This window comes from Pararhizobium antarcticum, assembly GCF_001885585.1.
Taxonomy (GTDB): Bacteria; Pseudomonadota; Alphaproteobacteria; order Rhizobiales; family Rhizobiaceae; genus Pararhizobium; species Pararhizobium antarcticum.
The window spans coordinates 1-26,391 of sequence record NZ_LSRP01000112.1 but is presented as its reverse complement, the minus strand read 5'-3'; the positions used below and the strand labels follow the sequence as shown (position 1 = coordinate 26,391).

The following is a 26,391-nucleotide window of genomic DNA, read 5'->3' as shown; positions in this document are numbered from 1 at the left end:
CCACGGTGTAGATCCCCAAGCCCTCCTGCATTCGTCGCAGAAGAGAAATAGGTGGCCGGATTTTACTCCGCCCGCAGCCGGACTATTCCGCCGCTACCGTGGCCGACTTTTGCACCGCCGCTCTCACGAGGCGGAAGATCTGGTTCGGATGTGGTGGCTTTGGAGCTTTCTATGGGTATTGGCCGCCATTGCTGTCTTCCAATTTGCCGGGAAGCGTTTCTGGCAGACGAAAACCATCGTCAGATAACTTGCTGCTGTTTCGATCCTTGCGAGATATCGGCACTTCTTGATTTGGTCACCATGATGCGTGGCTCGGTCCGTTGAAAACCTTGGGTCAAATCGCTTCTACGCGACGATATAGAAATCTCTGATCTTGGCCACCCCTTGCCCAAAACTCGCGGCTGTGAGAGTTTTTCTCAACAATAGTGCTTCTCCACATGACACAGGATTCCCATTGGAACTGTCGCGGTTTGGTGCCGCTTCAAGTGCTCGGTTAGGCCACTTTGCGTTTGAATGCCAAGGGGCTTTTCCAGCCTAGGGCTGAGTGACGGCCCCCCTGTGTCAGGGAAGTTGTCCGCTGCTCCAGTTTTCCTCTATTTCTCAGGTGGGCCGGATAGGACGATGACGTGGGATATTCACCGGAACGCAAGGCAGCGGTGCTGAAGCGGATGCGGCCGCCAGGCCCGGCCTCATAACAAAAGTGAAGCAGACGCCCATCGTTCCCGAGCTTGTCGGCAAGCTTGCGGACATGATCGGCTCGGTTCGGGATTGTGCCCCAATGCCGCACTTCGCCGACCCGGTCGCCTGGCGCAACCGCCAACGAAATTGTCGCCTTGTGGACATCCAGCCTGATAAACATGATATTCTGCATTTGGTCTCTGCCCCATTCGTGAGGCTCGGCGCCAGCCAATCCGGCGAAACCCTCGAAGGAGAATGACGCGGGAGAGGCTGCCGAACCAGTCAGGTGACACGGTGATCATGGGGTCTAGTGTCTTGATCGTGAAATGATCGGTATCTTGATCTTGGCATCATGCCGGAGCCTGGGATTGGCAAATGACGACCACGACGGAAGTCACGAAAAACAATGCGGCGATCACGGCGAACTCTCGCTCGTTGGCGTCGCCGTTCGTGGACCCGTATTCAGGGGAATAGCGTTTGCTGATTTTCAGCGCTCGGGAGGGAGAGGCAATATGACAGACCGGAGCACGGGGCGAGCCGTCACCGAAAATACCTGCCTGACGATCAGTTCAGCTGCGATCAAGTGAAGGCTCATCCCGATCCAAAGCCACAGGCCGAAGTTGGCCTGGAAACTTATGCCAAAGACCATTTCTCCAAAAATACCAAGCAACCGTATGGTCGCAACAGCCGATCCGATTGCATAGGCGCGGATCATAAAGGCCCGATGAAGCGCCGTTTGCCTGCGCCGGATAGCCCACCAGGCAGCGATCAGGGATATGATCATCCAGCTCGCGAATACATAAGTACCGGCAATAGTCAGTGCGCCACCCATCGCGGGCAGGCTGAATGCCAGCCAATAGAGTGCAAGAGCCGACATCAGTCCGCTGGCAAGAGCAACCCGCCCCATCCAACGGTGGAGATGCGGGCTTCTGCGACGCATTGCAGGCATGAACTGCACTATCCCGAGTACCAAGAACAAAAGGCCTGGCAAGACATGTAGCCACATGCCTGTTCGATTCAGGAAATAGCGCTGATCGAGAAGATCAAACTGGCCAATTTCGGTTTCGGGGGTAATTGCTAGGATAACAAGACGAACGGCACTGGACAGAATGGCCACGGCCGTTATCAACAAAAGCATCAACGGCAGTCGCAGGTCGGACCACCTGAAGCGCGAAGTCATGATGGAACCTCGTCGATTGAGAACCAGACGGGAATGCCACGCTCTCTTGCGATAGCCACATCGTTGTCAGCGCCCTTGGAGGCACCAGGCAGGCGCAGAACTCCATGGCAATGATGAAGAAGGCGCCGGGCCGTCGGATGCAGAATGTGTTCATAGAGTTCATCGCCGACGGTTTGCCCACCGGCGCGTGTCCAGATGGGCAGCGCAACCCATTCCCCGATCATCGGCACGTGACCTTTCTCGAACAGCGGCCAGGCCGCCTCCTCTAGCCGCGCCAGGTTTGCAGCCATCTTTTCAGGATTATCATCCGTGCCGGAGCGATAGGGGCCGGCGATTAAAATCATCAGCGACTTTGACATTGCAAGATTCTCCGTGACTGTGCACCATGACGTCTTTGGTGGATTTTGGCTAAACCGGGCGTAAGCCATTGTCGTCACCCAAAAGTATGACGCTCAATCTGAGTTTCAGCGTGCCGCGAGCTTTCATGAGTTAATAATCCGTCTCCACATAGACCCCCGAGCAGTCAAAGGCGACCGCTGCTGCCGTGGCACCATTGTTCATGAATAGCCTAGGCGACAAGAACTGGGTGCTGGCAGGCAGATCAGCGCTGATCTCCTGCTCGAACACCGCGCCTGTAACTTCGTCCACCACCCGAACCCAGACCGAGCTGCCATTGGGCGGTGCCGCGATGAAGAGGGTCAGCACCCCACCCGTCGCAATGCCGAAACTCGCCCCCATGTCGGTCAGCGTCGGCGCGCTGGTGCCGTCGTTCGCGACCAGTTGCCAGCGAGTGTGCGTGCCCCGCTGGAAGCCGATGCCGATGCAGTTGATGGCGGCGGCCAGCGTCAGCGTGGTGGCCAGCGCGGCGGTCGAGCCATAAAGCCCGAAGAAGCCCATGCCAGTCGCCTGCAGGGTCGTCAGTGAAATCCGCGTGACGAAGGTCCAGCCGCCCAATCCCGCCGCGTTGCCACGCCAGCAGGCCCAGCCAGCGGAGCGCTGGTCGGCAACCGAATCCACCAGTGCCGCCGAAGTCAGCCGCCAGCGGCGCATGCTGGCGGCTAGGTTTGTTGCGGCGAGCGTTGGGGTCGAGACGGTGCCGACCGACGTGATCGGCAGGCCTTCGGTGGTGATCGTGGTGGTGACTGACGGCGACCAGTTTGCAATGCGGTTGACCCCGAAATGCGGTTGCAACGGGAAATCCCGGCCGGAGGAGCGCATGACGTCGATCCACGGAGCCCCCGCCCGGTTGCGAGCATAGACGGCCGCCTTGCCAGACGGCGGCGCAGTTGGCGCAGCACTGAGCCCCGGCAGGATGGTCGGCTGTGGCAGTTCCACCTGGCCGCTGGTGCGGTCGATCTTGATCGCGTCAAAGAAGGCCGAGCCATCCGGGCTGACTTTGACGCTGAAATCGTCGTTGCCCAAGAGGCCGATCAGCGCCCGCGCCGAAAACCCGGTCTTGAAGGCAAAGGCCGCATCATTCCCGGCCGCCGCCTTGTTGACGGTGGCCTCGATCCCGGCCCCGGCGTTGTTGAACAGCAGTGCCGGGGTGTTGACCGACACGCGGTTGTAGCTGTCGGCCGTCGCCCCGCCGAGGCCGAGAAGCTGGGCGGTCAGGTTGGCCTGGGGCATGCCGACCTGTGTCACGGCATTGGCGAAGGTGACCGTGGGGGTATTCACCACGGTCGTGCCCCCGGCCCCCGCCGTGGCCGAGCCGATGTTTACGACTGTAGTGGATCCGGACGCGCCACCCGTGCCGAGGTTCACGGTCTTGGTGACGCCGGTGGTCGTCGCTCCAGTGCCCATGCCATAGGTGGCGGTTGTCGTGGCGGTGCCGATGCTGGCCGATGCCGCCGAGACCGTGACCGTACCCGAGGCGGTCAGCGTGCCGGAGAAGGTCTTGTTGCCGGTGAAGGTCTGGGTGCCCGCGAGGATTGCCAGTTCCGACGAGGTGTTCGGCAGTGTGAAGGTGCGCGTCGTGCCGGTGGTGATCCCGGACAGCGAAAACAGCGCCTTTTTCGTCGGATCGGCATCGTTCACCAGGCTGAAGATCGCGTCGGACACATCCTGCGGCACGCCAACCGGGTCCCAGACGCTGCCATTCCAGACCACGAAGGCCTGCTCGGCCGCTATCCAGATCAGCCAGCCTTGGCGAGGCACGAGGCGCATCCAGACGCCATCGACCCAGAAGGCCACGTTCAGATCCCACCCGGCCCACAGCCCTGCAGCACCTGAGGCCACCTGATGCCGGTCGCCGTCGGCGGGGCTGGCAGGCGGCGTGGTCCGCGTGCGGTCGAGAACCGAGAGTTGGACCATGGCGTCCAGAAGGCGCAGGGCCTCGTTGTGGGTGACATGCTTCTGGGCTTGGGCTGCGAGAAGGTATGGCAGGCCAAGATGGGTGGAGGTATCGGACATGGGGCGCGGGCCTTCAGAACTGGAGGATGACAGTGGCGGGATCACCGCGACCGAGGCGGTTCGAGAGTTGGTAGATGTGGATGGCCAGCGTCTGACCAAGCCCTAGCGGTGCGCCCCAGTCGGCGGTCTGCTGTGCGGCTGTGTAGAGGACGGAGGTCGTGGTGCTGGTCAGCGTGCGCTTGACCGCTGACCCATCAAGGATCTGGACGTCGTAGCTTTCCAGGTCCTCGGCCAGCGGCACCTCGACCTGTTCCCAGGCATCGGCGACCAGCGCGCGAGATCGCCGCGTCCAGCGGAGTGTCAGATCGCCGGGGCTGCGGGCTGTCCGCCACGGTTGCGCGACATGGACGGGGGCGAAGGGCACGAGGCCGCGCCCTGCGGGCGTAAAGGCCAGCGCGGTGTAGCTCGCGTCACTGACAGCGCGCGCCGCGGGACCGATGCGCCAGTTCCATGGCAGACCGAGGTCGGCCTCGGCGATGGGCAGCGGGGCAAGGGTGGAGTCCAGCACCACCACCCGTGCCCCTGCCGGGGCGGGATTGCCCATTGCGGCTTCGGTGCCGCGCTGACCTCGAAGGAGGCGGGTCAGGCGATAGCGACCGGGGGCGATCAGTTCTGCCGCACCCGCCTGCACGATCTCCCAGATGCTGGGTGCCGCCTCCACCGCCAGCACATTGGCACCGCCGAACAGGGTCAGGTCGGTGACGCTTTCCAGCGTGCCGGAGGCAAGATCGACGACCAGCGCATTGCCGAGATCGAAGCGCGAGGTCGGACCGGAATAGAAATCCGACACCAGCGTGCCGATCCGGGCGCGACTGCCAAAGGTGGTCAGCAAGGCAAACCCATCGGTTGAGGGACTGCGGAACACTGCCATCTCGCCCGGCCATGGAACGGCATGGGCGGCCATCATCGGCCGGTGCGCAGGCTGATCCTCGGAGAGTTGCGGCAGGTCCAGGAGGACGACATCCGGTGCGCCAAACACCACGGAGCGGGTAAGCGAGGCTGGACGCGGATCACCGGGTGGCAGATCATAGGCAGCGCGATCCTGGCGGACGGACTCAACGCCGCGCCCATCGGAATCAGCGATGGACACGAGGCGTAACTCAATTTCGCGGCCGTCATGGAGCAGTCGGATCACGTCAGCTGGGTCCAGCGCCAACCTCGAGGGCGGCAGGCGGAAGGTGGCGCTTTCGCGGCCGATCCAGGCTTCCATCAGCGCGCGGCGGCAGCGGCGTTCGGCCTCCTCGGGCGGGATTGCCATCGGGAAGCTTTCCGAGGCGATGCGGGTGGTGTCGACGGTGATGCGACGGGCCTCGACAAGCGCCGCATCATAGTCCTCATCGGCGCGGGCCACCTGCCACTTCAGCGCCTGCGGCAGTTCGGTTTCCTGCGCGCGGACCAGTTCCAGCGCCTCGCCTTCGCGGGATGCCACGAGGTCGTCATGCGCCAAGCTCACAACGGACGCCCGCCCGCGCATGACAAAGCGGATCATGCCTTCGGTCTCGATGGCATCGAAGCCGAAATGCCGGGCCAGCGTGCTGATCGAGGATCTGGGCGCTTCAAGTGCTGCGATGGCATAACCTTCGACGGCCCCCCAGAGGCCGGACACGTCGATCAGGTGTTCAAGCATCCCGGCGCGCAGGCAAAGGTGGCGGACGAGCGCCGCCAGCGACACCGCTCCCAGCCGCCCGGTCAGCCAGTGTCCAAGCCGCCAGTTGGGACCATCGGTCCAGACATCGGTCAGTTCGGGGAAGAACGGATAGGGTCGCGCGTCCCAGGTCCAGGCGGCGCATTCCGGCACATGCACCATGCGGCCGCCATAGACAGACGACAGCGGGTTGTTCGCCGGGTCGCCCCAGTGCAGGTAGCTGGCCTCCAGATAGGCCCGCTGGATCGCATCGTCCCGCCAGCCCCGCGAGAAATACGGCGTGAAACTTTCGGACGACTTCGGGTCGAAGAAGACATTCGGTTGGTTCGTGCCGCGGTCGATGGCCGGGCAGCCGAGTTCGGTGAAGCGGATGGCTTTGGATTGCGGCACCCATGCCGTCGGAGTGCCGCTTTCCACCCCGCCCGGCCGGTTGCAATGCGGGTTCGTCCACCAAGCGTGGATATCCTTGGGGCGAAAGACCCACGGCTTGCCCACCGCGCCATCGGTGATCGGCGTGCGGATCTGCGCGGAGCGGTCAGCCGCGCTCGCATAGAACCAGTCGAAGCCTTCACCCCCGGCGATGTTCGCCTGCAGATACGCGCGGTCGTAGATCGCGGGCCAGCCTTCGAGGGCATCGGCATGGTCGAAGCCATCGCGCCAATCCGACAGCGGCAGATAGTTGTCGATGCCGACGAAGTCGATGTTGGCGTCCGACCAGAGCGGATCGAGGTGAAAATATACGTCGCCCGAACCGTCGCCCGGGTGATGGCCGAAATACTCAGACCAGTCGGCGGCATAGCCGACTTTGGTGCCCGCGCCGAGAATGGCGCTCACGTCGGCCGCGAGGGTCTTGAACGCGGTGACGGCGGGATAAGTGCTGGTCCCCGAGCGGATGGTGGTCAGCCCTGGCATCTCGGTGCCGATCAGGAAGGCATCGACCCCGCCCGCCGCAGCACAAAGATGCGCGTAGTGCAGCACCATGCGGCGCAGGCCCCAGTTGCTGGGCGATCCGGCGAAGCTGACGCTCTCGCCTGAGACACTGAAACTGCCGGGCGTCGCCACCCCGAACAGTGCCGTTACCTGCGTTGCGGCCGTGCCGGTCTTGTCCACTGATCCCGCAAAACCCGCCGCCGGGGAACAAGTAATCCGCCCCCGCCAAGGGAAGGCAGGTTGGCCGGGCGTGGCGGAATTGGCGCTGTAGGGGTTCGGCAGGGTGTTGCCGGGCGGGACATCCATCAGGAGGAAGGGATAGAACGTCACCCGCAGCCCGCGTGCCTTCATCTCATGGATCGCCTGCACCACCGCGAAATCCGCAGGCGTGCCGCCATAGACGGGGCGATCTTCGGCGTCACGGCTGACCAGGTGGGCACTGGCCCGGCTGACCCCATTCACCGACCAGTTGGCGGGCGTGGTCGCCTTGGTGGCGACCTCGACACCGGGCTTCACCTTGCAGGACCCCGCGCGTAGATCATCGCCGAACCACGCCACCACGAGGCTGACGCTCTCGACCGCCGGGGCCATCGCCTGCAACCGGTCCAGCGCCACCACGATGTCCGGCTGGTCGGGCAGCGCGTTCAGGTTCTCGGCAACTGTTGCACCGGCGCTGCCTTTGCGGATGGCGTCGGTCGCATAGGTGAACTCGCCTGAGGCCGGGATCAGGGTGACGGCCTTCACCAGTCCCTCGGCGGTGTCGGGATCAGCCAGCGGGCGGAAGACCTCGAACGACAGCTGCGGCAGACGGTTGCCGAAGGTCGCCAGCGCCAGATCCTCAAACACGACATAGGCCGTGCCGCGATAAGCGGGCGTGTTCGCCGCGCCCGTCTTGGCTGCGATGAACGGATCGGCAGTCTGCGCCTCGTTGCCTGGATACCAGCGCCAGGTCACGCCAGTCATGTCCATTGCCTTGCCATCGGCCCAGATGCGGCCGATGCCAGTGATCGGCCCTTCGCACAGCGCGACTGCAAAGCTGGCGTAGTAAAGGTATTCGGTGGTCTTGACCTTGCCGCCCCCGCCGCCCTTGCCGCCGCCTTGAGTGGTGGTCTTGGTCTCCTCGCGGAAATCGGTGGCCCAGATGATGTTGCCGCCAATCCTCATGCGCCCGAAAAGCCGCGGGATCACCGCCCCTTCGGTGGCCGATGTGATGCGCAGCGTGTCGAGCCGCGCGCCCTCGATCCGCTGGGCCGGGGCCAGCGAGGACACGATCCAACTGTCGACGACCGATCCCACGGTGGAACCGATGAAGCCACCGATGGCAGCACCAGAAAAGCCAAGGATCGCCCCGCCAAAAGCCCCGCCGATGGCAGTGCCGACGGCGCCGAGAACAAGAGTTGCCATGTGTGAGGCCTCAGCGTTTGGGGAACAGAAATGCGAAGGCGATACGCCGCCGCCAGATCGGGGTCAGGATTTCCTCCACGACACCCAGCCGTTCGTAAGAATGGACGAAGCGGTCCGGCGCGGTCAGGATGCCGACATGCTTGGCGATGGCGCGCGGGGCCATGCGAAACAGGAGCAGCGCGCCGGGGCCAGCCTCATCCGGGGCAATTTCCGGCATCATGCGCCGCGCGCCCTCCGCCAGCACTTCGCACGGCCCCGTTTCGCCCCAGTCCCGGCTGTAGGGCGGGATCGGGAAAGGTTCGTCCCCCACCACTTCGCGCCAGACACCGCGCGCGAGGCCGAGGCAATCGCAACCGACCCCGCGCAGACTGGCCTGGTTATGATAAGGTGTGCCAAGCCAGCCGCAGGCGGTGGCAATGACCGGATCGGGACCTTCGATATGGGGCAGCAGGCTCACAGCACGTCTCCTTGATGCCCGCCGTTCTGGCTGGCATAGCGCAGGACAGCATCCTGACCCGGAATGTTCGGAAAGCCCCGGAAGTTGGCGACATTGGCGAACTTGGTGCCGCAGGTCGCGATGCGCTTGTCACAACCGGCGCGAACGGTAAAATTGTCTGATCCGGCGATGGCCCGCACCGGCGCTTCCAGCAGGGTGACGATGCCGACCCCGTCGACGATCTCATGCGACAACACCTCAGCCCGCCGCCCAGAATTGGCGCCGCTGGTCCAGTCGAGGGTGCCGAAGGTGAACCAGCCCGCCGTGAAGCCGCCAAGCCCCGAGGTGGTGAAGGCGCGGTCTCGCAGCAGGTCGATGATCACGCCGGTGCCCTTGAACGCCGGGGCCTCGAGATTGACGCCGCAGCGCGCATCACCAAGGGCGGCATCGCAGGTCGCCTGAAACGTCCGTCCGACGGTCTGGCCGAGGACATGGGCAAGGCTTCGCACCTCGGCGACGAACACCAGCCGCCCGCGTCGGATCTGGCCGATGGCCCCGCGCCGCATGAGCAAGCGCTGACCGGTGTCGGCCCAGTTCACCCGCCAGACCTCGACGCCCGCATTGTCCCAGCGGCCATCGAGGATGTCGGTCTCGGTGATCCGGTCGGAGGACAGTACGCCTTGGGCATCCTGCGCATCGACCGCCAGGTCCGACCCCGAGCGCACCTCGGAGGCCGCAAAGCCACTTTCGGGCTCGAAAGCGGTGCCATCGAATGTGAGGGTCCGATCATGATCGGTAAAGCCAAGCGTCACCCCATCGGCTCGTACGATCCGCCAGCACCAGGCCAGCGTCGTCGTGCCCTCGTCGAGATGAGCCTGAAGTGCGGGTGCGAGGGACTTCACTTCCGCCCCCAACCCCGCCACAGGGCGAAAGAGGCCAGCGCCGAGGAAATCACGCCCCCGGACGTGCCGGTCAAGGCGTAGAGGTTAAAGGGACGGAGATCGAAGCTGCCGGTCACCAGGTCGAAATCTGCCAGTCCGGCCATGGCCAGCCCAGAGGCGGCAAGACAGGCCAGATAGACCAGCCCGCGTGCAAGGTTCCAGTTCATGATGTTGCCTTTCCTGTGAGAAATTCCATCAGACGCTGCCACCATGACTGGGCAACGACGGGTCGGGTCGGCATGGTCGGTGGCATTGGCAGGCTCGTCACGCGCAGCATTGCCAGCGCCTCGGCCTCGGTCAGACGGCGGATCGGTCGCGAGAAATCGACCCGTCCGTTTCGGTCCACCGCCCATACCGGGATGGTGCCGGTCGGATAGCGGCCATCGCGGAACAGATCGCGCTCGGCCTCACGGCGAGTGCGGATCGCTGCGGGCCTGAGCCAGCCCATGAAGGCTTGCGCGGCGGCGGCACGATTGCCTGTGTTCAGATGGCGGGTCAGCGAGGCCTTGGCGATGCCGCCGGTGTTGTAGTGGAACGATACCAGCGCATCGAACTCGTGCGTTTCCAGCGGCACCTTCACGGCCCGCAGCACCTCCGCCTCGTAGGCCACGATGTCGACGCGGAAGAGCCGGAAGGCTTCATGGATCCCGGCATCCAGATCGGCGGGCATGCCGCGCGACATCCGTGCCGGATCTGGGCCCCCCGCCGCAGCGGTATGGCCGATGCCGAAGGTCCAGACGTTTTTGACGTCGAGGTAGGGTCCGGGCACGAGTCCTTCGTGCCGGACGAGGGCCAGAAGGCCCCGGTCTGTCATGTGCATGGGATCACCCTAAAAGTGAGAGGAGCAGGATCAGGACGGCGACAAGGACGCCGATGCGGAGACGGTGGCTGAAGGCTTGGCCGGGATCAGCGGCATCGCAGCGGATAGAGCGCGCGAGACGGAGAAGCTCATGCATCAGTATTGCCCCCCTTGCTGCCGCGCAGCCGGGCGAGGACGACCTCGATGAAGGCGGGGCCAAACACGCCGACCAGATAGGCGGCGGAGCCTGCCGCACCCCCGGCCGGGATTGCCTGTGATGGCAGGCCGAGCCAAGCGGTGATGATCGCCATGGACAGGCTGCCCATCCCGGCCGCGATCAGACCACCGAGCAGGATGTGGCGCAGAGCATCGCGCAGCCGCATCCGCGTGGTCAGCGCATTGGTCGCGCCGCCCAGAGCGCCCCAGGCCGCAAGGATTACAGCGGTGGAGGTCGCCAGATCGCGCAGGACTGCGGCGACAAAGCCAGTTTCTTCGTTCATCGCCGGATCTCCAAGAGCGGGATGGATGTGATTGAGCCGAGACGCTCGAGGTCGAGGGTGACGTCGAGCATGTCGGTGTCGAAGCGGACGGGCACATCGAATTCGAAGCCCGCAGTGATCGCGACGCCTGCACCCGGTGCGGCGGCGAACGTGATGCTGCCAGTGGTGGTATCGACGCTCCAGCCTGACATCTGCTCGACGCCATTCAGGGCAATGCGGACGTTGCCCGCGACCGGCTTGGCGATGGCACGGGTCCAGCTTTGCGCGCTGGAGGTGTAGCGTTTCAGCAGGCCGAAGGTGGTGACCGCACCATTTCCAGTGCCGATGGGCTGGTCGGTCGGGGCCACCGCTTGCGACGGCAGGCAGGATTTGTAATCCGCCCAGTCCTTGTAGCGAAAGCCGTGCAAGCGGCCGTTGCGCGCCTCGAAGAAGGCGACGACCAAAGCCAGATCATCGGCGCGACGGATGCCATAGGCGACATCAAAGCGGCGGCGGGAATTGGCCCAGCTGGCATTGCGTTCTTCGTCGCCGCTGGCCAGCTCGACAATCTGGGTGCGTCGTTCCGGCCCGCCCCGAGCGCCCCGGCTGATGTTGTCGGGAAAACGTACATCATGGAACGCCATCACATGCCCCTTCGGCCCAGCGACACGGCGCGGGCGATGTCGGCCGCGACCTGTGTGCGGGATTGCCGGAAGCTTTCGGCGTCACGCGCGTTGATTGTGACGGAGATATTCGAGGCTGCACTTTGACCCCGGCCGTAGCCAGCCGCTTCCCGGCGCGACAGAACCCGCTCACCCCGTTGCAGGATCGCCGGGACCTCGTCAGGTTTCAGCCCGGCCCAGCCGCCAGAGTGCATGCGTGGTGCGCCCGCGAAGGCCAGCGCGGGCACCATGCGGCCCGGGCCCGGCGATCCGACCACCCCACCGGCATGCAGGATATTTGCAAAGAGCCCACCCGCACCGCTAAGTGCGCCGGACAAAGCGTTGGCAATGGGGCCAAGGATGAAGCGCCGGGCCGCCAGTTTGGCCAGATCGGCGATCATCGAGGTGACGAGGTCGCGGAAGTCGAGCTTGCCGGTCTTGACGAACTCGCCCACCGCGTTCTCGGCCGAAGTGAAGGCCCCGACCAGCGCCTGGCCGATATCGCCACCGATATTGCGCGCCTTGGCGGCATAGTCGGCGAGCGCAGCGGTCACCGCGCCCCAGACGGTTGCGGCCTGATCGGCCCCCTCGGCAGCAGCAGCCCCGGCATCGCGCGCGGCCGCACCCGCGCTTCCGGCAGCAACAGCGGTATCGTTCAGTTCGATGTCGAGCGCATCCGCCGAAGTGGCCGCATCGGCCAGTGCCGCTTCGGCTTCCGTCCCGGTTCCCGTCACCGCGTCGCGCAGCGATTGCCAGCTGGCCAGGGGGCGGCCCGCTGCATCGGCCAGCATGCCCGCCGCCTCGCGATAGCCGTCGGCGCGGGCGCGGGCATCGTCGGCCATCGCGCCAAGCCCGAGGTCAGGCGGCTCGAGATAGGTGCGCGACGGGGCGGCCGAGAAGGCATCCGCCGCCGCAGCGCCCGCCGCTTCGGCCGATCCGGCTAAGGGGTTGTCGATCCGGCCCAGCGTCAGCGGGTCGAGCGTGCCGATCCGGACACCACCTTCGCCTACCGCCCAGTCGGGCAGCAGGTCCAAGGCGGCGTTCAACCCGTTGATGAAGGTGTTGATGCGCGTGACGACGCCGTTCAGCATCGCCTCGACGCCGGAGATCAGCCCGTTTGCGGCCTGGAAGGCGAAATCACCAATGGCGCCGGGCAAGCTGCCCCAGATCGCGACCGCCGCATCATAGGCTCCCTGGAAGATCGCTGCCGTCCGGTCACCGAAACTGACGACCCCCGCGATGGTGCCTTCGAGAGCCAAAAGCCCGGCCGCCTTCAGGCCTTCCCAACCCGCAGCCATGTTGGCGAATGCGGCGTCGAGCGACAGGCCGATGCGCGACCAGACCTCCGATGCCAGATCGCCCAGCAGCCGGAACGCCTCACCCACCCCGCCAACCCGGGTGACGAGTTGCGAAAACTGATAGACCAGTTCCCCCGCGCCCACGATCAATGCGCCGATGCCTGTGCGGATCAGCGCCCCGCGCAGGAAAACCAATGCCGTGGCAAGGCTGCGCACGGACAGCGCTGCCATAGCCAGCTCCGCCACCCAGCGCCCCGCCATAAGGGCGGCGAAGGTCGTGGCATAGGTGGTCAGCCGCCCAATATTGTCGAAGAGAGCATTGATCGCGCCGCCAATCGGCCCGGGGCTGCGTGCCATATTGGCGAGGGCATTGGCCACGGTTTCCAGCGCCGGGGCAACGGCAGCGGTGAGGCGGTTCGTCAGGCCGAGCCAGATCAGGCTCAGCTTGGCGATTGCATCGCCGGTGCGTTCGATCTGGGCGGCATCGGCCACGCTGACCGCCACGCCGAAGTCTTGAACGTCTTGCGCCGCTTCTCGCAGGGTAGCGGAGTCGATGCGCAGGAAAGCCAGTGCCGCCTTGTCGCCGAAGAGATCAGAGGCCACAGCCGCGCGCTCGGCTTCGGGGATGAGACGGTTCAGCGCCTCCTGAATGGCGACGATACGCTGGTCCAGCGGCATCGCTTGCAACTCGGCGGCAGTCAAGTTCAGCCGCTGCAACGCCCCCACCGCAGAGCCCGACCCGGCAGCAGCTTCCGATAGCCGGGTGGTCAGCTTCTTGGTGGCTTGTTCGATCTCGCCCATCGAGACACCGGCCAACTCGCCGGCCCATGTCAGCACCTGCAGGCTTTCCACCGTGGTTTTCAGCGAGGCAGCCATATCGGCTTGCGCCCCGATGTTGTCTAGGCCCGACCGGATCATCGCTACGCCAGCCGCCGCAGAAGCGACGGTCACTGCCGCCAGCGCGATCCCGGCATTGCGGGCGAAGCTGCCGAGCCGGACATTTGCCTCTTCCATCTCCGAGGACAGACGACCGAAACCGCGCGCGCCAGCCTCGCCGATGCCTTCCAACTCGGCCCGGACCTGACGGCCGCCCTCGGCGACCAAGCGGACAGAGACGCGTTTTTCAGCCATGGCCGTCTCCGATCTGTTCGTTCAGTTTGCGCACCATCACCGCTTCGATCTCGGGCAGCAGTTCGGCCGCGATCAGGGGGTCGATGCCCAGCGCGGCCGCGAGTGCGAGGGCCGCGCCCATGTCCCAGCCCAGCACTGCGCCGGGGATCACCCGCAACTGCCCACCAAGGCGGCCGACCAGATCCCAGACCTGCCAGCCGTCCTGCGTTTGCGGCCGGTTCAGTCTTGCGGGGCAGTCGGGGCAGATGCCCCCGCGGCCCTCGCAGGGTGTGCAGGCCGCGCAGTAGCGATCGCCCCCGCCGAAGGACCACTCGGCAAGGGCGCGGAGACGTTTTTTTCCGCGTCCAGGATGAGACCCTTGGCGACGTATTGGGTCTGGAAGGCTTCGAATACCGGCCAGATTTCCAGCAGGGCATCAATGCCTTCAGGCGAAACGGGCACGATGTTGCCCGCGTCATCGCCGACGCCCTCCCAATCCAGCACTGCGCGCCGGGCCACGGCCTTGGCCATGGTCAGCGCCAGTTCCTCTTGGGAAGCACCCTCAGACAGTGCCTCGATGGCAGGATCGGCACGGGCCGAAACCATCAGCGCGGTGGTCAGGGGGCCCATCAGCAGGCGCAAGCCGGGGGCGAGGTTCAGCCACTCGGGCGTGGCGGTCAGGTTCAGACGGATCATCAGTAGGCCTCGATATCGTTGATCAGGGTTGCGGTGCACATGCGGGCGGGGCTGGCAGCTTTCGCCGCTTGCCAGTCGAATGTCGCCTGCACGCCCTGCGGCCCAGAAATCTCGATCCGGGGACGCGGCAGATAGACGGCGTGGGCGGTGAAGGTGAGGCTTTCGCCCGATGGCAGGACATAGGCAAAGCTGATCTCGCAGGGATCGCCGTTGATCGCCTGCGTTACCAGCGTGCTGTCGGCGAAGCGCACCTCGATCCGGCCGGTCAGCGCCGCAATGGACGGGTCTGCCCCGTCGATCTTGCCGTCGCTGCGGATGGTCTCGATCCGGTCGAGGTTGTTCGCATACGTGATTTCGGCCGAGACCACATTGCCAAGCGCAGACCCATTCCGGCTGATCGCGCCGTTGAAGTGTCCGAACCGCCTCAGGCCCAGTTCGGCTGGTGTGCCTGAGGCGGTAGTCGTCGCAATTGCCTCTCCCTGTGCCACCAGCCGGGCGGTGGCGGTCAACAGGCCCGAGCGCTGCACCTGCCAAGACAGCTGATCCAGCACGCAGCCCGAATACATCGCAAAGCGCGGCACCTCTGGCATGCCGGTCTCGATGGACATCGACGGCAGGGTCCAGCTGCCCGAGCGGAACTCATGGGTGTAGGGCCCAACGCCAGAGGTAATCGGATCGCCGAAGGCTGCCTTCAGCCAGAACCCGAAAGCCTCGGCATCCATCGGCACCATGACATCGCCGTCGGCCGTCACCGCGTCCTTGATCGGGGCGAGAGGGTCGCGGCCATAACCGAGCAATTCGCTGTTCAGCAGCGGCTGCTCCGATCCAAGCGATGTGCTGGCAAAGGGCATTCTGGTGAAACCCCCGACCGGCGGGGTGCCGTAAATCGTCTCATAGGCAAGCGCCATCTGCGCCCGCGCCCCTTGGGCTCGTGCCATCGTATTCTCCTATCGTGTGTGGGGGTCAGGCCAGTGGGTCGGCCGTGGAATAATGCAGGATGACCGCGATCACCGCCGCCTTCAGGCTGGCGGCACCCTCGACCGGTAGATCGACGGGGCGCGGCGCTTCGGCTTGGACCCAGTCGCAAAGGCCGCCCAGCGTGCGGTCGGCGGCAATCGCCGCGCCGATGCTGGCGCAGAGCGCATCGAAAGCGGTGTCACGGGCGGTGCCCTGTACGACCGCTTCGATCTCGGCCCGATGCTGGTAATGGTAGCGCAGGGGCGACAGCGTGACCGCCGGGTCACCCGGTTCGCCGTCGCGCAGGATCAGGAGGCCAGCAGCGGGTATGCGTTCGGGCAGGACGTCACCGCGCAGGGCAATGGCGGGCAGCGCCGAAAGACGCGCGTGCAGCGCGGCGATGATGGTTTCGCGGGGGCTGGGCACGGCTTACACGACACCAGCGAAGAGTGAACGATGAGCCATTTGCAGACACCTCTGCCGCCAAGTGCTATTCTGCAGTGGCCGGACAATGCTTGGCCGGCATGCGGTCATTTGGCAGAGGAAAAGGAGAGCCGAAATGGCGATGATCGATTTCTGGTATTCCATTGGCAGCACCTATAGCTACTTGACCGTTATGCGACTGTCGGGTGTGGCTCAGACGGCAGGCATCGACTTTCGTTGGCGCCCTTTCAATGTCCGCCGTGTGATGATGGCGCAGAACAACATTCCGTTCAAAGATAAGCCGGAAAAAACCGCTCATATGTGGCGCGACATCGAACGGCGTGCCGCGCGATATGGGCTGGCCCCAACAATTCCTGCGCCCTACCCGTTGCCTGGTCTCGTTCTTGCCAACCAAGTGGCAATTCTGGGTGCCGAAGAAGGTTGGGGCGAGGCTTACACGCGGGCCACGTATCGCCGCTGGTTTGAGGTGGGGCAGCCTGCTGGGGAGGATGCAAATCTTTCCGACAGCTTGTCCGAGATCGGTGAAGACCCGATCCGCGTCATCGAAGCCGCTCAGGCTTCCCGCATTGTCGAGGCGCTCACCCTCGCGACGAACCAGGCAATGGAGGTTGGCGTCTTTGGCTCACCGAGTTTCCTCGTAGACGGTGAACTTTTTTGGGGCGACGATCGGCTCGACGATGCAATCAATTGGGCTCGCGTGGGAAAACTTACCTGAACTGAGATATCCCCATTCACGAGTATGGATCTTGCTATCTCTACCTAAATCCGCTTCGTCAGTATCGCTTCCGTCAACTGGATCGCCCGTCCACCCAATTCGCCACGATCAGCCCCGGTACCGCGTCATGCGCCCGTTCTGCATCCCGCGCCAGATCCAGCCGCTTCGGCAGCTTGACTTGCGGCACCAGCAGGAAGATCGGCGCGGTGACGACGCCCCTCCCGGTTTTCGACTTTGATGCCACGGCGCGGCCCTCCGTGTTCAACCGCCCCTCGGCCACCAGCAGGCTTGGGCCCCTCCGGCGATAGATGAACCGCAAGCGCAGGCCAGTGCGGCGTTCCCATTCGCCGGGGGTGATCCGGCCGCCCTTGCTGCTTTTGCCAGCAGCTGCAGTCGGGATTGCCAGCCAAAAGCCGTTCTTCGAGCGGATCAGCGGGCCGGTGTCATGCGCACCGATGATCACCGGGGCGTTCGACCAGACCAATGCCGCAGCGTTCAGGCTTTCGCCGGATTTCGGGAAGCTGGCGAGCCGGATCGAGTTGGCAAGCCGGGTGCCCAGCCCCGCGCCGGTGATCTGCGTCCGCCAGGCGGATTTCAGGCCGGTTCCGGCCTCGCGCATCGCGGCCGTCACGGTGCGTTCGCCCGCTGCAACCTCCGCTGCCATCATGGCGACGATGTCGGGATCTATGTCGAGTCGCAGTTTCATGCAGGCCTCAGGTCAACTGTCCAGACCAGCCGTTCACGATCGCGGACGGGCTCGCCCTGAATGAGGAAGGCATCGGTATCGATCTCGATCCTGTCGCCGGGGTGCGGGTTTGGCACTTCAGCCACCTGCAGGTCGACACGAGTGGTTTCCGACCAGAGCCGTGCATCGCCGAACTCGGTGACGTCATCGGAGCGCCGGGCAATGAGGCGCACCATAACCGGTGCGCCGCCGTCGGCGATATAGACGGCATCGCGTCCGATGTTGCCATCGGCGAAGAGCGCGCCGACGGCGGCGGCAAAGGCAGACATCACGTCCGCCGTGCCGAACGCAGCACCTGCGGGCGGGTGCAGATTGGCAGCGGGTTCGACTCAATCTCGAGCCGCACCCATTCATCCCGGTCCCGGTCGGGGATCATCCGCGCGTAGAGCGGCTGGCCCAGCGTGTTCACCGTCTCGAACGTATCGGCGGGGGCGTGGTAGATTTCGAACAGCCCGTCGACGGCCTCTGGGTAGAACACGGCCTTGTCTGTGGCCACGCCGAAGCCCGCCCCGCCCCGGTAGCGGCGGAAGGTGATGCCACCAAAGCTGACCTCGTCGGCGATGCGGGACCGCAAATCAGCAGCGGCGGCCGTGTTGAGGTAGGTCTCGCGCACCTCCTTGTGCGCCACCAGATCGGCAAAGAAGGCCGAGCCGCATTCGGCGCGCAGAGCGATAGCGCCGCTGGCAAGCCCGCCCATCACATCCTCGACGCTTTCGATCAGTGCCTGGCAGCGTTTGCGCAACGCGCCCGATGCTGGGGTGGCGTTGTCGAGATCGAAGTCCACCTCCGCCGCCGGTGTGATGCCGAACTCGGTGAAGTAGTTCACCACCGTGGCGCCGTCACGCGGGTCTTTGACCAGCCCCTGCATGCCGTTGAACAAATGATACTCAAAAGTGGTCTCAGCGTCATTGCGCAGGCGGCCCAGCTTGCGAGCGACCTCGGCCTGCACCTGCTGGGTGGCGGAGTCGCTGCCGAAGTCGCGCACCTGCTGGATTTCCGAGGCCCAGATCACGTCCTGCTTCTTGAACTGGCGGCAGACGAAGGCCCGCACATCGCGGCGTTCAGGGGTCTGCTGGTCGTAGGCCGAGCCGCGTTCGGAGAACGGGATCAGCGACAGCGTGCCGTCGCGACTCTCGATCACGACAGTGCGAGAGCGCACGCCGCGCGGCCCGAACAAGCCCGAACCAGACAGCGTGGCAGGTTTGTAGGGGATGTTTTCGAGCGCACGAGTAAGTTCGATGATCGAGAAGGCATCGCCTTCGAAGATGTCCATGGTGGCCATGGGGTGCCTCCTGATTTTGGGGGTTATCGGACGAGGATGCCGAGCGTCAGCAGGGCTGCATGAGCAGCGGCGATCTGTGGCACGGTGGGCGTGCCGGGGATGGTGATTTCATATTGGTTGACGATGGCGGGGCCGCGGATCAACACGACGGCGTTCTTGTCGCCGCCGCTGGCATCGACACTGTCCCAGAGGATGGCGGCTGCCGTCTGGGTGCCGTTCGCGGCGGCGGGATCGTGGGCGGCATATTTTCCCGAGGCGGTGATCTTGCCCAGAATGGTGCCGGGCTGGAGATTGCCGGAGGCCAGAACGACCGTGCTGCGGCAATAGTCGCGGAGTGCTTCCCAGACGAGGAAGCCGCCCGCGTGGCGGGTTTCGGTAAGCGTGGGCATGGGTTTATCCTTTCAGACGGAAGGTGCGGGCGATGACGTCGCCCCAAGGGCGCGCGCCAGACGGGCGTCCCGGTTGCGGATGGGCGGCGGAAATGTCGGGTTCCGCTTCGGCGCGGGTGGCCAGCAGGGCCGCGCGGACATCGTCGAGGCCGGTGTCGCGCTCGAGGAACCGCCCCGCCATCTGCGGCTGACCGGCCAGACGGCAGAGATCGACGACGACGCGAGCATGGTTCAACGCTGTGGCACGGATGCTGGCGGCATCGGCTGCACCGTTGGCAGCGGCAACGGTGCAATCGGCTTCGGGCGCTGGCGCGGCGTCCGGGTGCAGGACGGTATCGGCGTCGAAAGTCTCGGCAGCACCAAGAGTTTCCACCCCCGGGTCAGAGCCCGGATCGGAACCCATCGACGGGGTTTCGACAGCATCAGGGCCAGTGGCGGCCGAGTGGCTGTCGGGTGCGATGTCTGGGTTGGCATCGCCGGTAGCGGGATCGTCGTCAGACGCCTCGCCTGCAAGACCTGCGGTGATGTCACCATCCTCTCCATCGGCCGCAGCCGCATCCCGCCCGTCTGCCGTGACATCAACCAGCGAAGGGGGCGCATTGCGAAAACGCCCCACATCGAACCGCGCGGCCATTCGGACCGGCCCTGCAATTCGGTCAGCGAAACCGAGATCGAGCGCGTCCTTGGCATCGAGCCAGGTCTCTGCCGCCATCAAAGGGGCGATTTCCTCCTGCGGCCTGCCAGATTTGGCGGCATAGCCTTGCAACAGACTGCCCTTTATCTTGTCCAATGCCTCGGCCATCGCGCGCATGTCGGTCGCAGAGCCCATGACCATGCCTGCAGGGTCGTGGATCATCAGGAAGGCGTTTTCCGGCATGATAACCTCGTCGCCCGCCATGGCGATATACGACGCCGCCGAAGCTGCAATGCCGTCGATCCAGACTGTGACCGTGCCGGAATGGCGTTTGATGGCGTTGTAGATCGCAACGGCATCGAAGACCGACCCGCCTGGGCTGTTCAGACGCAAGGCCAGAGGCGTGGCATCCGGCAACGCGCCCAGTTCCGCCAGAAACCCTTTGGCCGACACGCCATAGGCCCCGATTTCGTCATAGATCACCACCTCCGCGCCTGTGGCTAGGGCGCGGATTGTGTACCAGCTGTTCATGCTGTCACTCCTGTTCAGATGTATCGTTGGTGCCTGCACCAGCGTCGCCGCCAGCATCCGGCAATTGCGCCGGTGTCGCTCGTGCGCCCTGCGTCTCGCCCGGACTGGTGCGGTAATGCAGACCCAGTGCCGCCACGCGGGCCGCGTCGGTCGCGTTTTCGCGGTCGATTTCCTCGACGTCGTAGCCCGTCGCCTGGACGACCTTGCGGCGCGATACGATCCCGGCTTCCATCGCCAGCACCTGCGCCTGGATGTCCTTCAGCGGATCGACCCAATCCCAGCGTGGCGGGATCCAGTTCACCGGGCGGTAGCGCGCAGCAGAGCGGGCGAAGTCCGGTATCTCCAATGCGCCCGATAGCACCGCCGTTTCCAGCCAGCGCGCCCAGACCGGACGGCAGAGCTGATGCGCGACAACACCGTGCTGCAATTGCTCGACGCGGCGGCGAAACTCGACCAGTTCGGCGCGCAAGCTGGAATAGTTGGCCTGCCGCACATCGCCGGTGACCAGATGATAGGGCAGCCCCAGCGAGGCCGAGACCGACAGCAGCGTCCGGTATTGGAACGCCTCATAGCCGCCCCCGACATCTGCGGGGCTGGAGAATTTGACGTCTTCGCCTGGAAGGAGCACCTGCAGGGTGCCGGGTTCTAGGCTGACGGTTGCACCGCTGTCGTCGGTCGCCTCGATCTCGCCCATCAACTGCTCTTCGGGTGCTGTCTTGGTGATGAAGCCCGCGAACATCGCCGCGGTCTTCTTCCGGTCCAGTTCGGCATCGTCGTACTGGTCGAGCAGAAACAGCCGCACCATGGCGGGTGCGACATGCGGCAAGCCCCTGATCTGACCCGCATCGATGGGCCGGTAGATGTGCAGCACGTCCCCGGCGGGAACACGGACCGTCTCGGACGTGAATGCGCCCTGATCGGTGCTGTCGCCGGGATGGCGGCGGCGGAAGTGATAGGCTTGGCGCCGCCCGATGGCATCGAACTCGATCCCGCATCGGATGCGATTGCCGTTTGCGGCGGTTTCGGTTTTCTCGAAGGGCAGCATCTCCGATTGCAGCAGTTGCAGCTGGATTGGCACCAAAAGACCATCCTCCGCCCGGCGCGGTCGCATCCGGACAAAGCACTCCCCCGCGACGAACATCTCGCGCGCCACCATCGCCTGCAGCCCGTAGAAATCGGTCAGCCCATCGGCATCCGCCTCATCGGTCCAGGCGAGCCACAACCGCTGCACCTGATCGCGCAAGGTTGGATCCTCAATCAGGGAAGACGGCTTGATCCCATCGCCCACCAGGTTCGACGCAAAAGCCTCGCAGGCATTCGCCGCATAGCCGTTGGTTACCACCAACTCGCGCGACCGCGCCAGCAGACGCGGACCGCCCGAGGCGACCAGCGAGTTGATGTTCTCCAAGGGCGGTTGCCAGCCCCGCAGCCGCCGCTGTGACATAGCCCCTTCCAGCCGGGCACGCACAACTACAGGACCGCTGGTTCCCCGGCGGAGAAAGGAATTGAGCCAGCCCATCCGCTACAGCCCCTTGCTAGTGATCACGCGGACTTGCCGGATGATTTTGCGCCCTTCGGCTGTTGCGATCTCGCGGTCTAGGATCTCAATCGCCCGGTCGATCTCGGCGATGCTGCGGTAATCCACGGTCTTGCCGTCATAGCTCACGCGGGCCACACCGCTGGAGCGCGACGCCGCCAGCGCTTCACGGCGTGTCTTCAGCTCAACTGTTGTGGGCATGGTGCAGGCCTTTTCTTGATAGGGAACGTCGCCGCTGCCGCTGTGCCATCCGCACACAGGGAACAGCTGACCTTGGTCCCGCGGGATCGCTTTCATCTCATCGAGAGTGCGCCCGCCTCGTTCGCGGAGATTGTCAGAAAATGGGCAGGTGGGGCTATTGGACTTGGAGTGGATGCCGTAGGCTTTCAGCGAGGATTAGGGAACATCAGGATGACTATGGACGGGGCGGTATTCGAGACGATTTTGGCCACTGTGGAGCGGACGATCAGGCAGGTTCCAGAGGCCGTACCGTTTCTGTCCGACTGGCCCGAGAGCGTTGATCGCCGGATTTGTCCGCCGACGCGGCTGGAGGTTTGCGACTGGCTGAACCGCCTTGCCCCTCCTGCACAGACGGCTGACCTTGTCGCAGCGATGGTCGCGGCGGCACCCATGTTGCAATGGCGTCAAACCTATGCGGCTGTCGATTTCGGGGCAGATTTCCTAAAGAGGTACGGCTGGACTGAGTTCATCGGGCTGCGTGGCCCGGTCCCCAGCACCAGTCTGGCCTGCGGTGTGCTTCTGCTTGCACCCGGCCTTACCTATCCGTCGCATGCCCATCAGGCCGAAGAGCTGTATCTGCCGCTATCGGGCGTGGCTGAATGGCAAAAGGGTAACGCAGATTTTGTACGGGTCCGGCCCGGCCAGGTGATCCACCACGCACCCTGGGTGCCGCATGCGATGCGCTGTGGAACCGAGCCGATGGCGGCGCTTTATCTATGGCGCGGCGGTGATCTGGCGGCGAAATCAGTGATCCTCGGCTGACCCGCGGGCGATATATAACCAGCGGGACTGTTTGTTGCGCCGACAACTGGCACTGCCGGCGCAGGGAAACGCCTTCTGATCACCGCATGTAGTTCGACGCCACCGACCTGCGCCGCGCGGGACTGCGCACCGCACGGATGGATCCCGCTGCGGCTATTTCACCTCCCCCGTCCGTCTTGCCATCCCCTGCCACCTGCGCCTCCAGATCGACCCAGCGCGCCTCGGACCACCGATCAGCGCCGACGATCCAGGCAGCGGCGCGGGCGTAGACCCGGCAATCCAGTGCCTCGTTGCGCTCGCGCAATTTCTGCCATTCAAGCCGGGCGAAGCCGCGTTTGGTGCGCACGGTGACCAGTTCCTCGGCCACCAGCTGCTTCAGCCATTCGCTTTCTACCCAGTCGGGCAGATGCACCGTGCCGGGCGGGAACATTACGCCCTCGGCCAATTCCTCCTTCGTCGGGCGCGGCAGGCCGAGATGGCGATAGGTCTCCGCCTTGAAGGTGGAGACCGCCACCGTCCAGAGCCGCGCGCCCCGGCGCAGGCGTTTGCCCGCATCGGTCACATCGACATAGGTCGGGCCCGAGACCGGGCTTGACCGGTTGAACCCCTCGACGCCTTTGACCGGGGCAACCTGCGCCAAGCCTTGCCGCCGCGACCAGCCATAAACCGCCGGAGCTTCATAGCCGGTGTCGATGGCCAGCTTGGCCAGCCGCAACTGCGCGCCGTTTTGATGGATCCACGTCCGGTCAAGAAGCTTTGTCAGCTCCAACCACGCGCCCTGATGGTCCGGACCACCCTCGATCACGATATGATCGACCAGCCAGCTTGTTCCGCCCCGACCCCAGGCCCAGACGTCGACCTCGATCCGGTCCTTCTGCACATCGGCCCCGGCGGTCAGGAACAGACCGCCCGCCGGCACAATGCCCGGCTTCCATGTCTCGCGGCGATCATAGAGCCGCGACCAGTCCGGCGCTTCGCCGGTTTCCACCCATGTTTCGCCAAGGATCGTGTTCTTGAACGCCCGGATAGATTCATCCGAGCCCTGCGCTGCCTCCCATGCCCGCACGATCCGCTCCCAGCTGAGCCAGCCGATCGGCGAATAAAGCGCCGAGAGGTGATAGCCGACGGTGCCGGGATCGGCGGCGACAGCGGTTGCCCGCCATTCGCCCGCCTCCAACAGCGCCGTCTTGTGATGTTCGGCGATGGCGCGGTCGCAGCCCTCGCAATGGTATGCGGCCGCCTCGGGCCGGCCCTTTTCCCAGCGCAGCCGCTCGAACTTGAGCCATTGGAACTGGCTGCAATGCGGGCATGGCACGAAGAACCGGCGTTGATCGCTGGCCTCGTACTCCCGCTCGATCCGGCTCAGCCCCCGGATCGTCGGGGTGGAGACCAGGAAAACCTTGCGCCGGTGCGCGAAGGTCAGGGACCGCGCCTCGGCCAAGCTGACCGGGTCGCCTTCCTCGTCGGCCGAAGCCGGATAGGCATCGACCTCGTCCAGAAAGATGTAGCGCGCCGGGGTCGAGCGCAGGCCCACGGCCGAGTTCGCCCCGGTCATGATCAGGATGCCGCCCGCGAATTCCTTGGACAGCATCGTGTTGCCTGCGTCACGCGACCGCGCCGGTTTGACCCGGTCCCGCAACTCCGGGCTTTCCTCGATCAGCGGGTCGATCCGTTGGCGCGAGTTGCGTTTTGCCAGTTCCACGGTCGGCTGCACCGCGAGCATCGGCCCCGGCGCATGGTGGATAGCAAAGCCGATCCAGTTGTTCCCGGCTTCAGTCGCGCCAACCTGTGCGGCCTTCATGAACACGATCCGCTGGACAGCAGAACCCGGCGACAGCGCATCCATGATTTCGCGCATGTAGGGCGTGCGCGCCGTGCGATAGCGCCCCGGTTCGGCGCTGGCGCGGGACCCCAGCATCCGGTGCGCATCGGCCCATTCCGACACCGTCAGATCGGCGTCCGGCCGGAGGCCCCGGCGCCAGCTGCGCAGCAGTTGATCTGCACCTTCAAAGATCTCAGACTCAGCGAAGGTCGATGCGGACCTCGGCGAGGCTGTCGAGTTGGGCACGGACATGGGCTTCCAGAACCTTCTGCATCATGACGGGCTCCAGACTTCCGTGATCCGCGATCATCACCCCCAATTCCGACGCCATCAGCGCCGCCGCCCGCGCGGGCCACGTCACCCAAGCATCGCGTTCCTCCCGCGCCAGCCGGAACACCAGCCCTACGGCGCGGTCGCGGTCGATCAACTCGCCCTTCAACATGGCGAGCTTCAGCTTGCGCTCCTGCGCTTTCAGCACCTCGTTGGCGGTCTTGGCCTGCAGGAAAGTCGTGCCGCCACCAGTGATGGGCGCGGCCAGACCATTCTCACGCAGGGTATCGCCCACGGCCGACAGTGCGGTGTCCGGCACCGGCTTCAGCTTGGGGGTCGGTGACGGTGACAGTGCATTTCTTGCCTCACCCCGTTGCTTGGCGGGGTCCGTCATCGCAGCGCGGCGCGCGTCAGAGGCTACGGCATCAATCGACCCATCGGCGTGCTGAACCAGCCGCCCGGTATCCTTGGCCTTCTGGATAGCACCGCGCGACAGGCCGACATGGGCGGCATATTGGCGCTCGCTCATCCCCTGCATCTGGCACCCAGCATCCTTCATAAAGCAATGATATTGCTTGGAAATGAGTTGATTACACTCTGCAATGGAGCGATTCTGAGATCAGGAAATCATCCCTGATCGGAGACCAGATCATGACCATCGCGACCAAAGCCAAACCCGCAGTGCCCGAAGCGTTGATCCTCGAGATCGCCACCAGGCACTTCTTCGTCGAGACGCTCGAAACCCGGAACAGCGACCGGCTCGATTTCCACGATGTGGCGGTCTGGGCGTTGCGCGCAGCCCTTGAAGACGCCTTTGAAGCCGGACGCATCGCCGGTGCCAAGGCCATGCTGGCCGCCCAAACCTCCCGCTGAAAGGATCGTACCATGACCACCACCACCATCCGCATCGACATCGCCACGCTGCCTGACCATCTCGACCGCAGCCGCCTGAACAGCGTCGCAGCCAGCATCGAGGAGGCGCTGAAGGACGCAGGGATCAAGGCCGACTGCTCGGACCTGTTCTCGCACCTCAAGATCGAACTGCCGACAGCACAGCTGGCTGCCGCCAGCGCCGTGCTGGCCGACCTGCAACTGATCTGACGGAGGGCCGAATGAGCACGCGCGCGCAGATCGCCATCCAGACCGGCCCAGACGAATGGGCCCATGTGTATGTCCATTACGACGGCTACCCCGCCCATATGCTGCCCGCGCTCTCGCGCTGGACGCCCGAGGACATTCTCGCCGCCAGTGAGATCAGGCAGGTGCGCGCCGATGAAATCGAGGGGTTCGAAAACCCCCACGACCCGCCCATCTTTCCGCGCCCCACCCGCGAGTTTTGCCACCTTTACATCTGGCAGGGCGGCGCTTGGGCCGACATCACCCCAGATACCCC

Annotated in this window: 31 protein-coding genes; 6 read left to right on the top strand and 25 right to left on the bottom strand. The window is 64.8% G+C overall.

Annotated elements, in window-relative coordinates:
- On the top strand, positions 1–247 hold a 247-nt coding region (locus AX760_RS27485; RefSeq protein WP_210187382.1), incomplete at its 5' end, for a hypothetical protein.
- 246 nt (positions 248–493) lie between these two features.
- Here the strand turns inward: AX760_RS27485 and AX760_RS26840 are convergent.
- The 16 genes from AX760_RS26840 to AX760_RS19975 all read right to left on the bottom strand — a co-directional run bounded on the left by AX760_RS26840 (position 494) and on the right by AX760_RS19975 (position 16,053).
- The gene (locus AX760_RS26840) at positions 494–871 is read right to left on the bottom strand and encodes a hypothetical protein (protein WP_139276527.1); all 378 of its coding nucleotides are present in this window, start codon (positions 869–871) and stop codon (positions 494–496) included.
- A 294-nt stretch (positions 872–1,165) separates the two neighbouring features.
- The gene (locus tag AX760_RS20040) at positions 1,166–1,858 is read right to left on the bottom strand and encodes a DUF2306 domain-containing protein (protein WP_071834771.1); all 693 of its coding nucleotides are present in this window, start codon (positions 1,856–1,858) and stop codon (positions 1,166–1,168) included.
- Positions 1,855–2,205 carry a DUF4406 domain-containing protein gene (locus tag AX760_RS20035; RefSeq protein ID WP_071834777.1) on the bottom strand — a complete coding sequence of 117 codons (351 nt, stop codon included), beginning with the start codon at positions 2,203–2,205 and terminating at the stop codon, positions 1,855–1,857. The genes AX760_RS20040 and AX760_RS20035 overlap by 4 nt, the downstream gene beginning before the upstream one ends.
- 142 nt (positions 2,206–2,347) lie before the next feature.
- On the bottom strand, positions 2,348–4,270 hold the full coding sequence (locus tag AX760_RS20030) for a DUF2793 domain-containing protein (protein ID WP_071834770.1): 1,923 nt from the start codon (positions 4,268–4,270) through the stop codon (positions 2,348–2,350).
- Positions 4,271–4,283: 13 nt separating this feature from the next.
- Positions 4,284–8,249: a baseplate multidomain protein megatron gene (locus tag AX760_RS20025; RefSeq protein WP_071834769.1), complete on the bottom strand. Its 3,966-nt coding sequence runs from the start codon at positions 8,247–8,249 to the stop codon at positions 4,284–4,286.
- Between the two features lie 10 nt (positions 8,250–8,259).
- Positions 8,260–8,706: an NlpC/P60 family protein gene (locus tag AX760_RS20020; RefSeq protein WP_245295067.1), complete on the bottom strand. Its 447-nt coding sequence runs from the start codon at positions 8,704–8,706 to the stop codon at positions 8,260–8,262.
- Entirely contained in the window at positions 8,703–9,587 is an 885-nt protein-coding gene (locus tag AX760_RS20015; protein WP_071834768.1) for a DUF2163 domain-containing protein, read from the bottom strand. The genes AX760_RS20020 and AX760_RS20015 overlap by 4 nt, the downstream gene beginning before the upstream one ends.
- Positions 9,584–9,793 carry a hypothetical protein gene (locus AX760_RS20010; RefSeq protein ID WP_071834767.1) on the bottom strand — a complete coding sequence of 70 codons (210 nt, stop codon included), beginning with the start codon at positions 9,791–9,793 and terminating at the stop codon, positions 9,584–9,586. The genes AX760_RS20015 and AX760_RS20010 overlap by 4 nt, the downstream gene beginning before the upstream one ends.
- A complete protein-coding gene (locus AX760_RS20005) occupies positions 9,790–10,446 on the bottom strand; it encodes a lysozyme (protein WP_071834766.1) in 657 nt (218 codons plus the stop codon). Before AX760_RS20005 ends, AX760_RS20010 begins: the two co-directional genes overlap by 4 nt.
- A 128-nt stretch (positions 10,447–10,574) precedes the next feature.
- Entirely contained in the window at positions 10,575–10,925 is a 351-nt protein-coding gene (locus AX760_RS20000; protein WP_071834765.1) for a hypothetical protein, read from the bottom strand.
- Positions 10,922–11,548, bottom strand: coding sequence for a DUF2460 domain-containing protein (locus AX760_RS19995; RefSeq protein WP_071834764.1), 627 nt, complete (start codon positions 11,546–11,548; stop codon positions 10,922–10,924). Before AX760_RS19995 ends, AX760_RS20000 begins: the two co-directional genes overlap by 4 nt.
- Entirely contained in the window at positions 11,548–13,995 is a 2,448-nt protein-coding gene (locus AX760_RS19990) for a phage tail tape measure C-terminal domain-containing protein (protein WP_071834763.1), read from the bottom strand. Before AX760_RS19990 ends, AX760_RS19995 begins: the two co-directional genes overlap by 1 nt.
- Positions 13,988–14,146 carry a DUF7697 family protein gene (locus AX760_RS27285; RefSeq protein ID WP_425348877.1) on the bottom strand — a complete coding sequence of 53 codons (159 nt, stop codon included), beginning with the start codon at positions 14,144–14,146 and terminating at the stop codon, positions 13,988–13,990. The genes AX760_RS19990 and AX760_RS27285 overlap by 8 nt, the downstream gene beginning before the upstream one ends.
- 68 nt (positions 14,147–14,214) lie before the next feature.
- Positions 14,215–14,670 carry a hypothetical protein gene (locus AX760_RS19985; RefSeq protein ID WP_071834762.1) on the bottom strand — a complete coding sequence of 152 codons (456 nt, stop codon included), beginning with the start codon at positions 14,668–14,670 and terminating at the stop codon, positions 14,215–14,217.
- Positions 14,670–15,608, bottom strand: coding sequence for a phage tail tube protein (locus AX760_RS19980; RefSeq protein ID WP_071834761.1), 939 nt, complete (start codon positions 15,606–15,608; stop codon positions 14,670–14,672). Before AX760_RS19980 ends, AX760_RS19985 begins: the two co-directional genes overlap by 1 nt.
- Positions 15,609–15,633: 25 nt before the next feature.
- A complete protein-coding gene (locus AX760_RS19975; RefSeq protein WP_071834760.1) occupies positions 15,634–16,053 on the bottom strand; it encodes an acyl-CoA transferase in 420 nt (139 codons plus the stop codon).
- A gap of 133 nt (positions 16,054–16,186) precedes the next feature.
- Between AX760_RS19975 and AX760_RS19970 the strand changes: the two genes are divergently transcribed.
- Positions 16,187–16,786 (top strand): 2-hydroxychromene-2-carboxylate isomerase, encoded by a 600-nt coding sequence (locus tag AX760_RS19970; RefSeq protein WP_071834759.1) that lies wholly within the window; start codon positions 16,187–16,189, stop codon positions 16,784–16,786.
- Positions 16,787–16,859: 73 nt separating this feature from the next.
- Here AX760_RS19970 and AX760_RS19965 read toward each other — a convergent pair whose 3' ends face one another.
- From AX760_RS19965 to AX760_RS19935, 7 genes are read right to left on the bottom strand one after another with little or no spacing between them, the layout of a single operon-like run.
- A complete protein-coding gene (locus AX760_RS19965; protein WP_071834758.1) occupies positions 16,860–17,492 on the bottom strand; it encodes a DUF6441 family protein in 633 nt (210 codons plus the stop codon).
- Positions 17,489–17,800, bottom strand: a complete 312-nt coding sequence (locus AX760_RS19960; RefSeq protein WP_071834757.1) for a head-tail joining protein — start codon at positions 17,798–17,800, stop codon at positions 17,489–17,491. The genes AX760_RS19965 and AX760_RS19960 overlap by 4 nt, the downstream gene beginning before the upstream one ends.
- Complete coding sequence (locus tag AX760_RS19955; protein ID WP_071834756.1) at positions 17,800–18,813, bottom strand: major capsid protein; 1,014 nt, start codon at positions 18,811–18,813, stop codon at positions 17,800–17,802. Before AX760_RS19955 ends, AX760_RS19960 begins: the two co-directional genes overlap by 1 nt.
- Positions 18,814–18,836: 23 nt before the next feature.
- On the bottom strand, positions 18,837–19,202 hold the full coding sequence (locus AX760_RS19950) for a head decoration protein (protein WP_071834755.1): 366 nt from the start codon (positions 19,200–19,202) through the stop codon (positions 18,837–18,839).
- Positions 19,203–19,206: 4 nt separating this feature from the next.
- Positions 19,207–20,367: a head maturation protease, ClpP-related gene (locus AX760_RS19945; RefSeq protein WP_071834754.1), complete on the bottom strand. Its 1,161-nt coding sequence runs from the start codon at positions 20,365–20,367 to the stop codon at positions 19,207–19,209.
- Positions 20,368–20,371: 4 nt separating this feature from the next.
- The gene (locus tag AX760_RS19940) at positions 20,372–21,886 is read right to left on the bottom strand and encodes a phage portal protein (protein ID WP_071834753.1); all 1,515 of its coding nucleotides are present in this window, start codon (positions 21,884–21,886) and stop codon (positions 20,372–20,374) included.
- Positions 21,887–21,889: 3 nt separating this feature from the next.
- On the bottom strand, positions 21,890–22,105 hold the full coding sequence (locus AX760_RS19935; RefSeq protein ID WP_071834775.1) for a phage head-tail joining protein: 216 nt from the start codon (positions 22,103–22,105) through the stop codon (positions 21,890–21,892).
- A 210-nt stretch (positions 22,106–22,315) separates the two neighbouring features.
- On the opposite strand from AX760_RS19935, the gene AX760_RS19930 reads away from it, so the two are divergent.
- Positions 22,316–22,906, top strand: coding sequence for a dimethylsulfonioproprionate lyase family protein (locus AX760_RS19930; RefSeq protein WP_071834774.1), 591 nt, complete (start codon positions 22,316–22,318; stop codon positions 22,904–22,906).
- A gap of 79 nt (positions 22,907–22,985) precedes the next feature.
- Here AX760_RS19930 and AX760_RS19925 read toward each other — a convergent pair whose 3' ends face one another.
- On the bottom strand, positions 22,986–24,980 hold the full coding sequence (locus tag AX760_RS19925; protein ID WP_071834752.1) for a phage terminase large subunit family protein: 1,995 nt from the start codon (positions 24,978–24,980) through the stop codon (positions 22,986–22,988).
- Positions 24,928–25,527 (bottom strand): hypothetical protein, encoded by a 600-nt coding sequence (locus AX760_RS19920; RefSeq protein WP_245295066.1) that lies wholly within the window; start codon positions 25,525–25,527, stop codon positions 24,928–24,930. Before AX760_RS19920 ends, AX760_RS19925 begins: the two co-directional genes overlap by 53 nt.
- A 122-nt stretch (positions 25,528–25,649) precedes the next feature.
- On the opposite strand from AX760_RS19920, the gene AX760_RS19915 reads away from it, so the two are divergent.
- The 3 genes from AX760_RS19915 to AX760_RS19905 all read left to right on the top strand — a co-directional run.
- Positions 25,650–25,871, top strand: coding sequence for a DUF6900 domain-containing protein (locus tag AX760_RS19915; protein WP_071834750.1), 222 nt, complete (start codon positions 25,650–25,652; stop codon positions 25,869–25,871).
- Positions 25,872–25,883: 12 nt separating this feature from the next.
- Positions 25,884–26,099 carry a hypothetical protein gene (locus AX760_RS19910; protein ID WP_071834749.1) on the top strand — a complete coding sequence of 72 codons (216 nt, stop codon included), beginning with the start codon at positions 25,884–25,886 and terminating at the stop codon, positions 26,097–26,099.
- A gap of 11 nt (positions 26,100–26,110) precedes the next feature.
- The coding region (locus tag AX760_RS19905; RefSeq protein ID WP_071834773.1) for a hypothetical protein at positions 26,111–26,391 on the top strand (281 nt) is incomplete at its 3' end.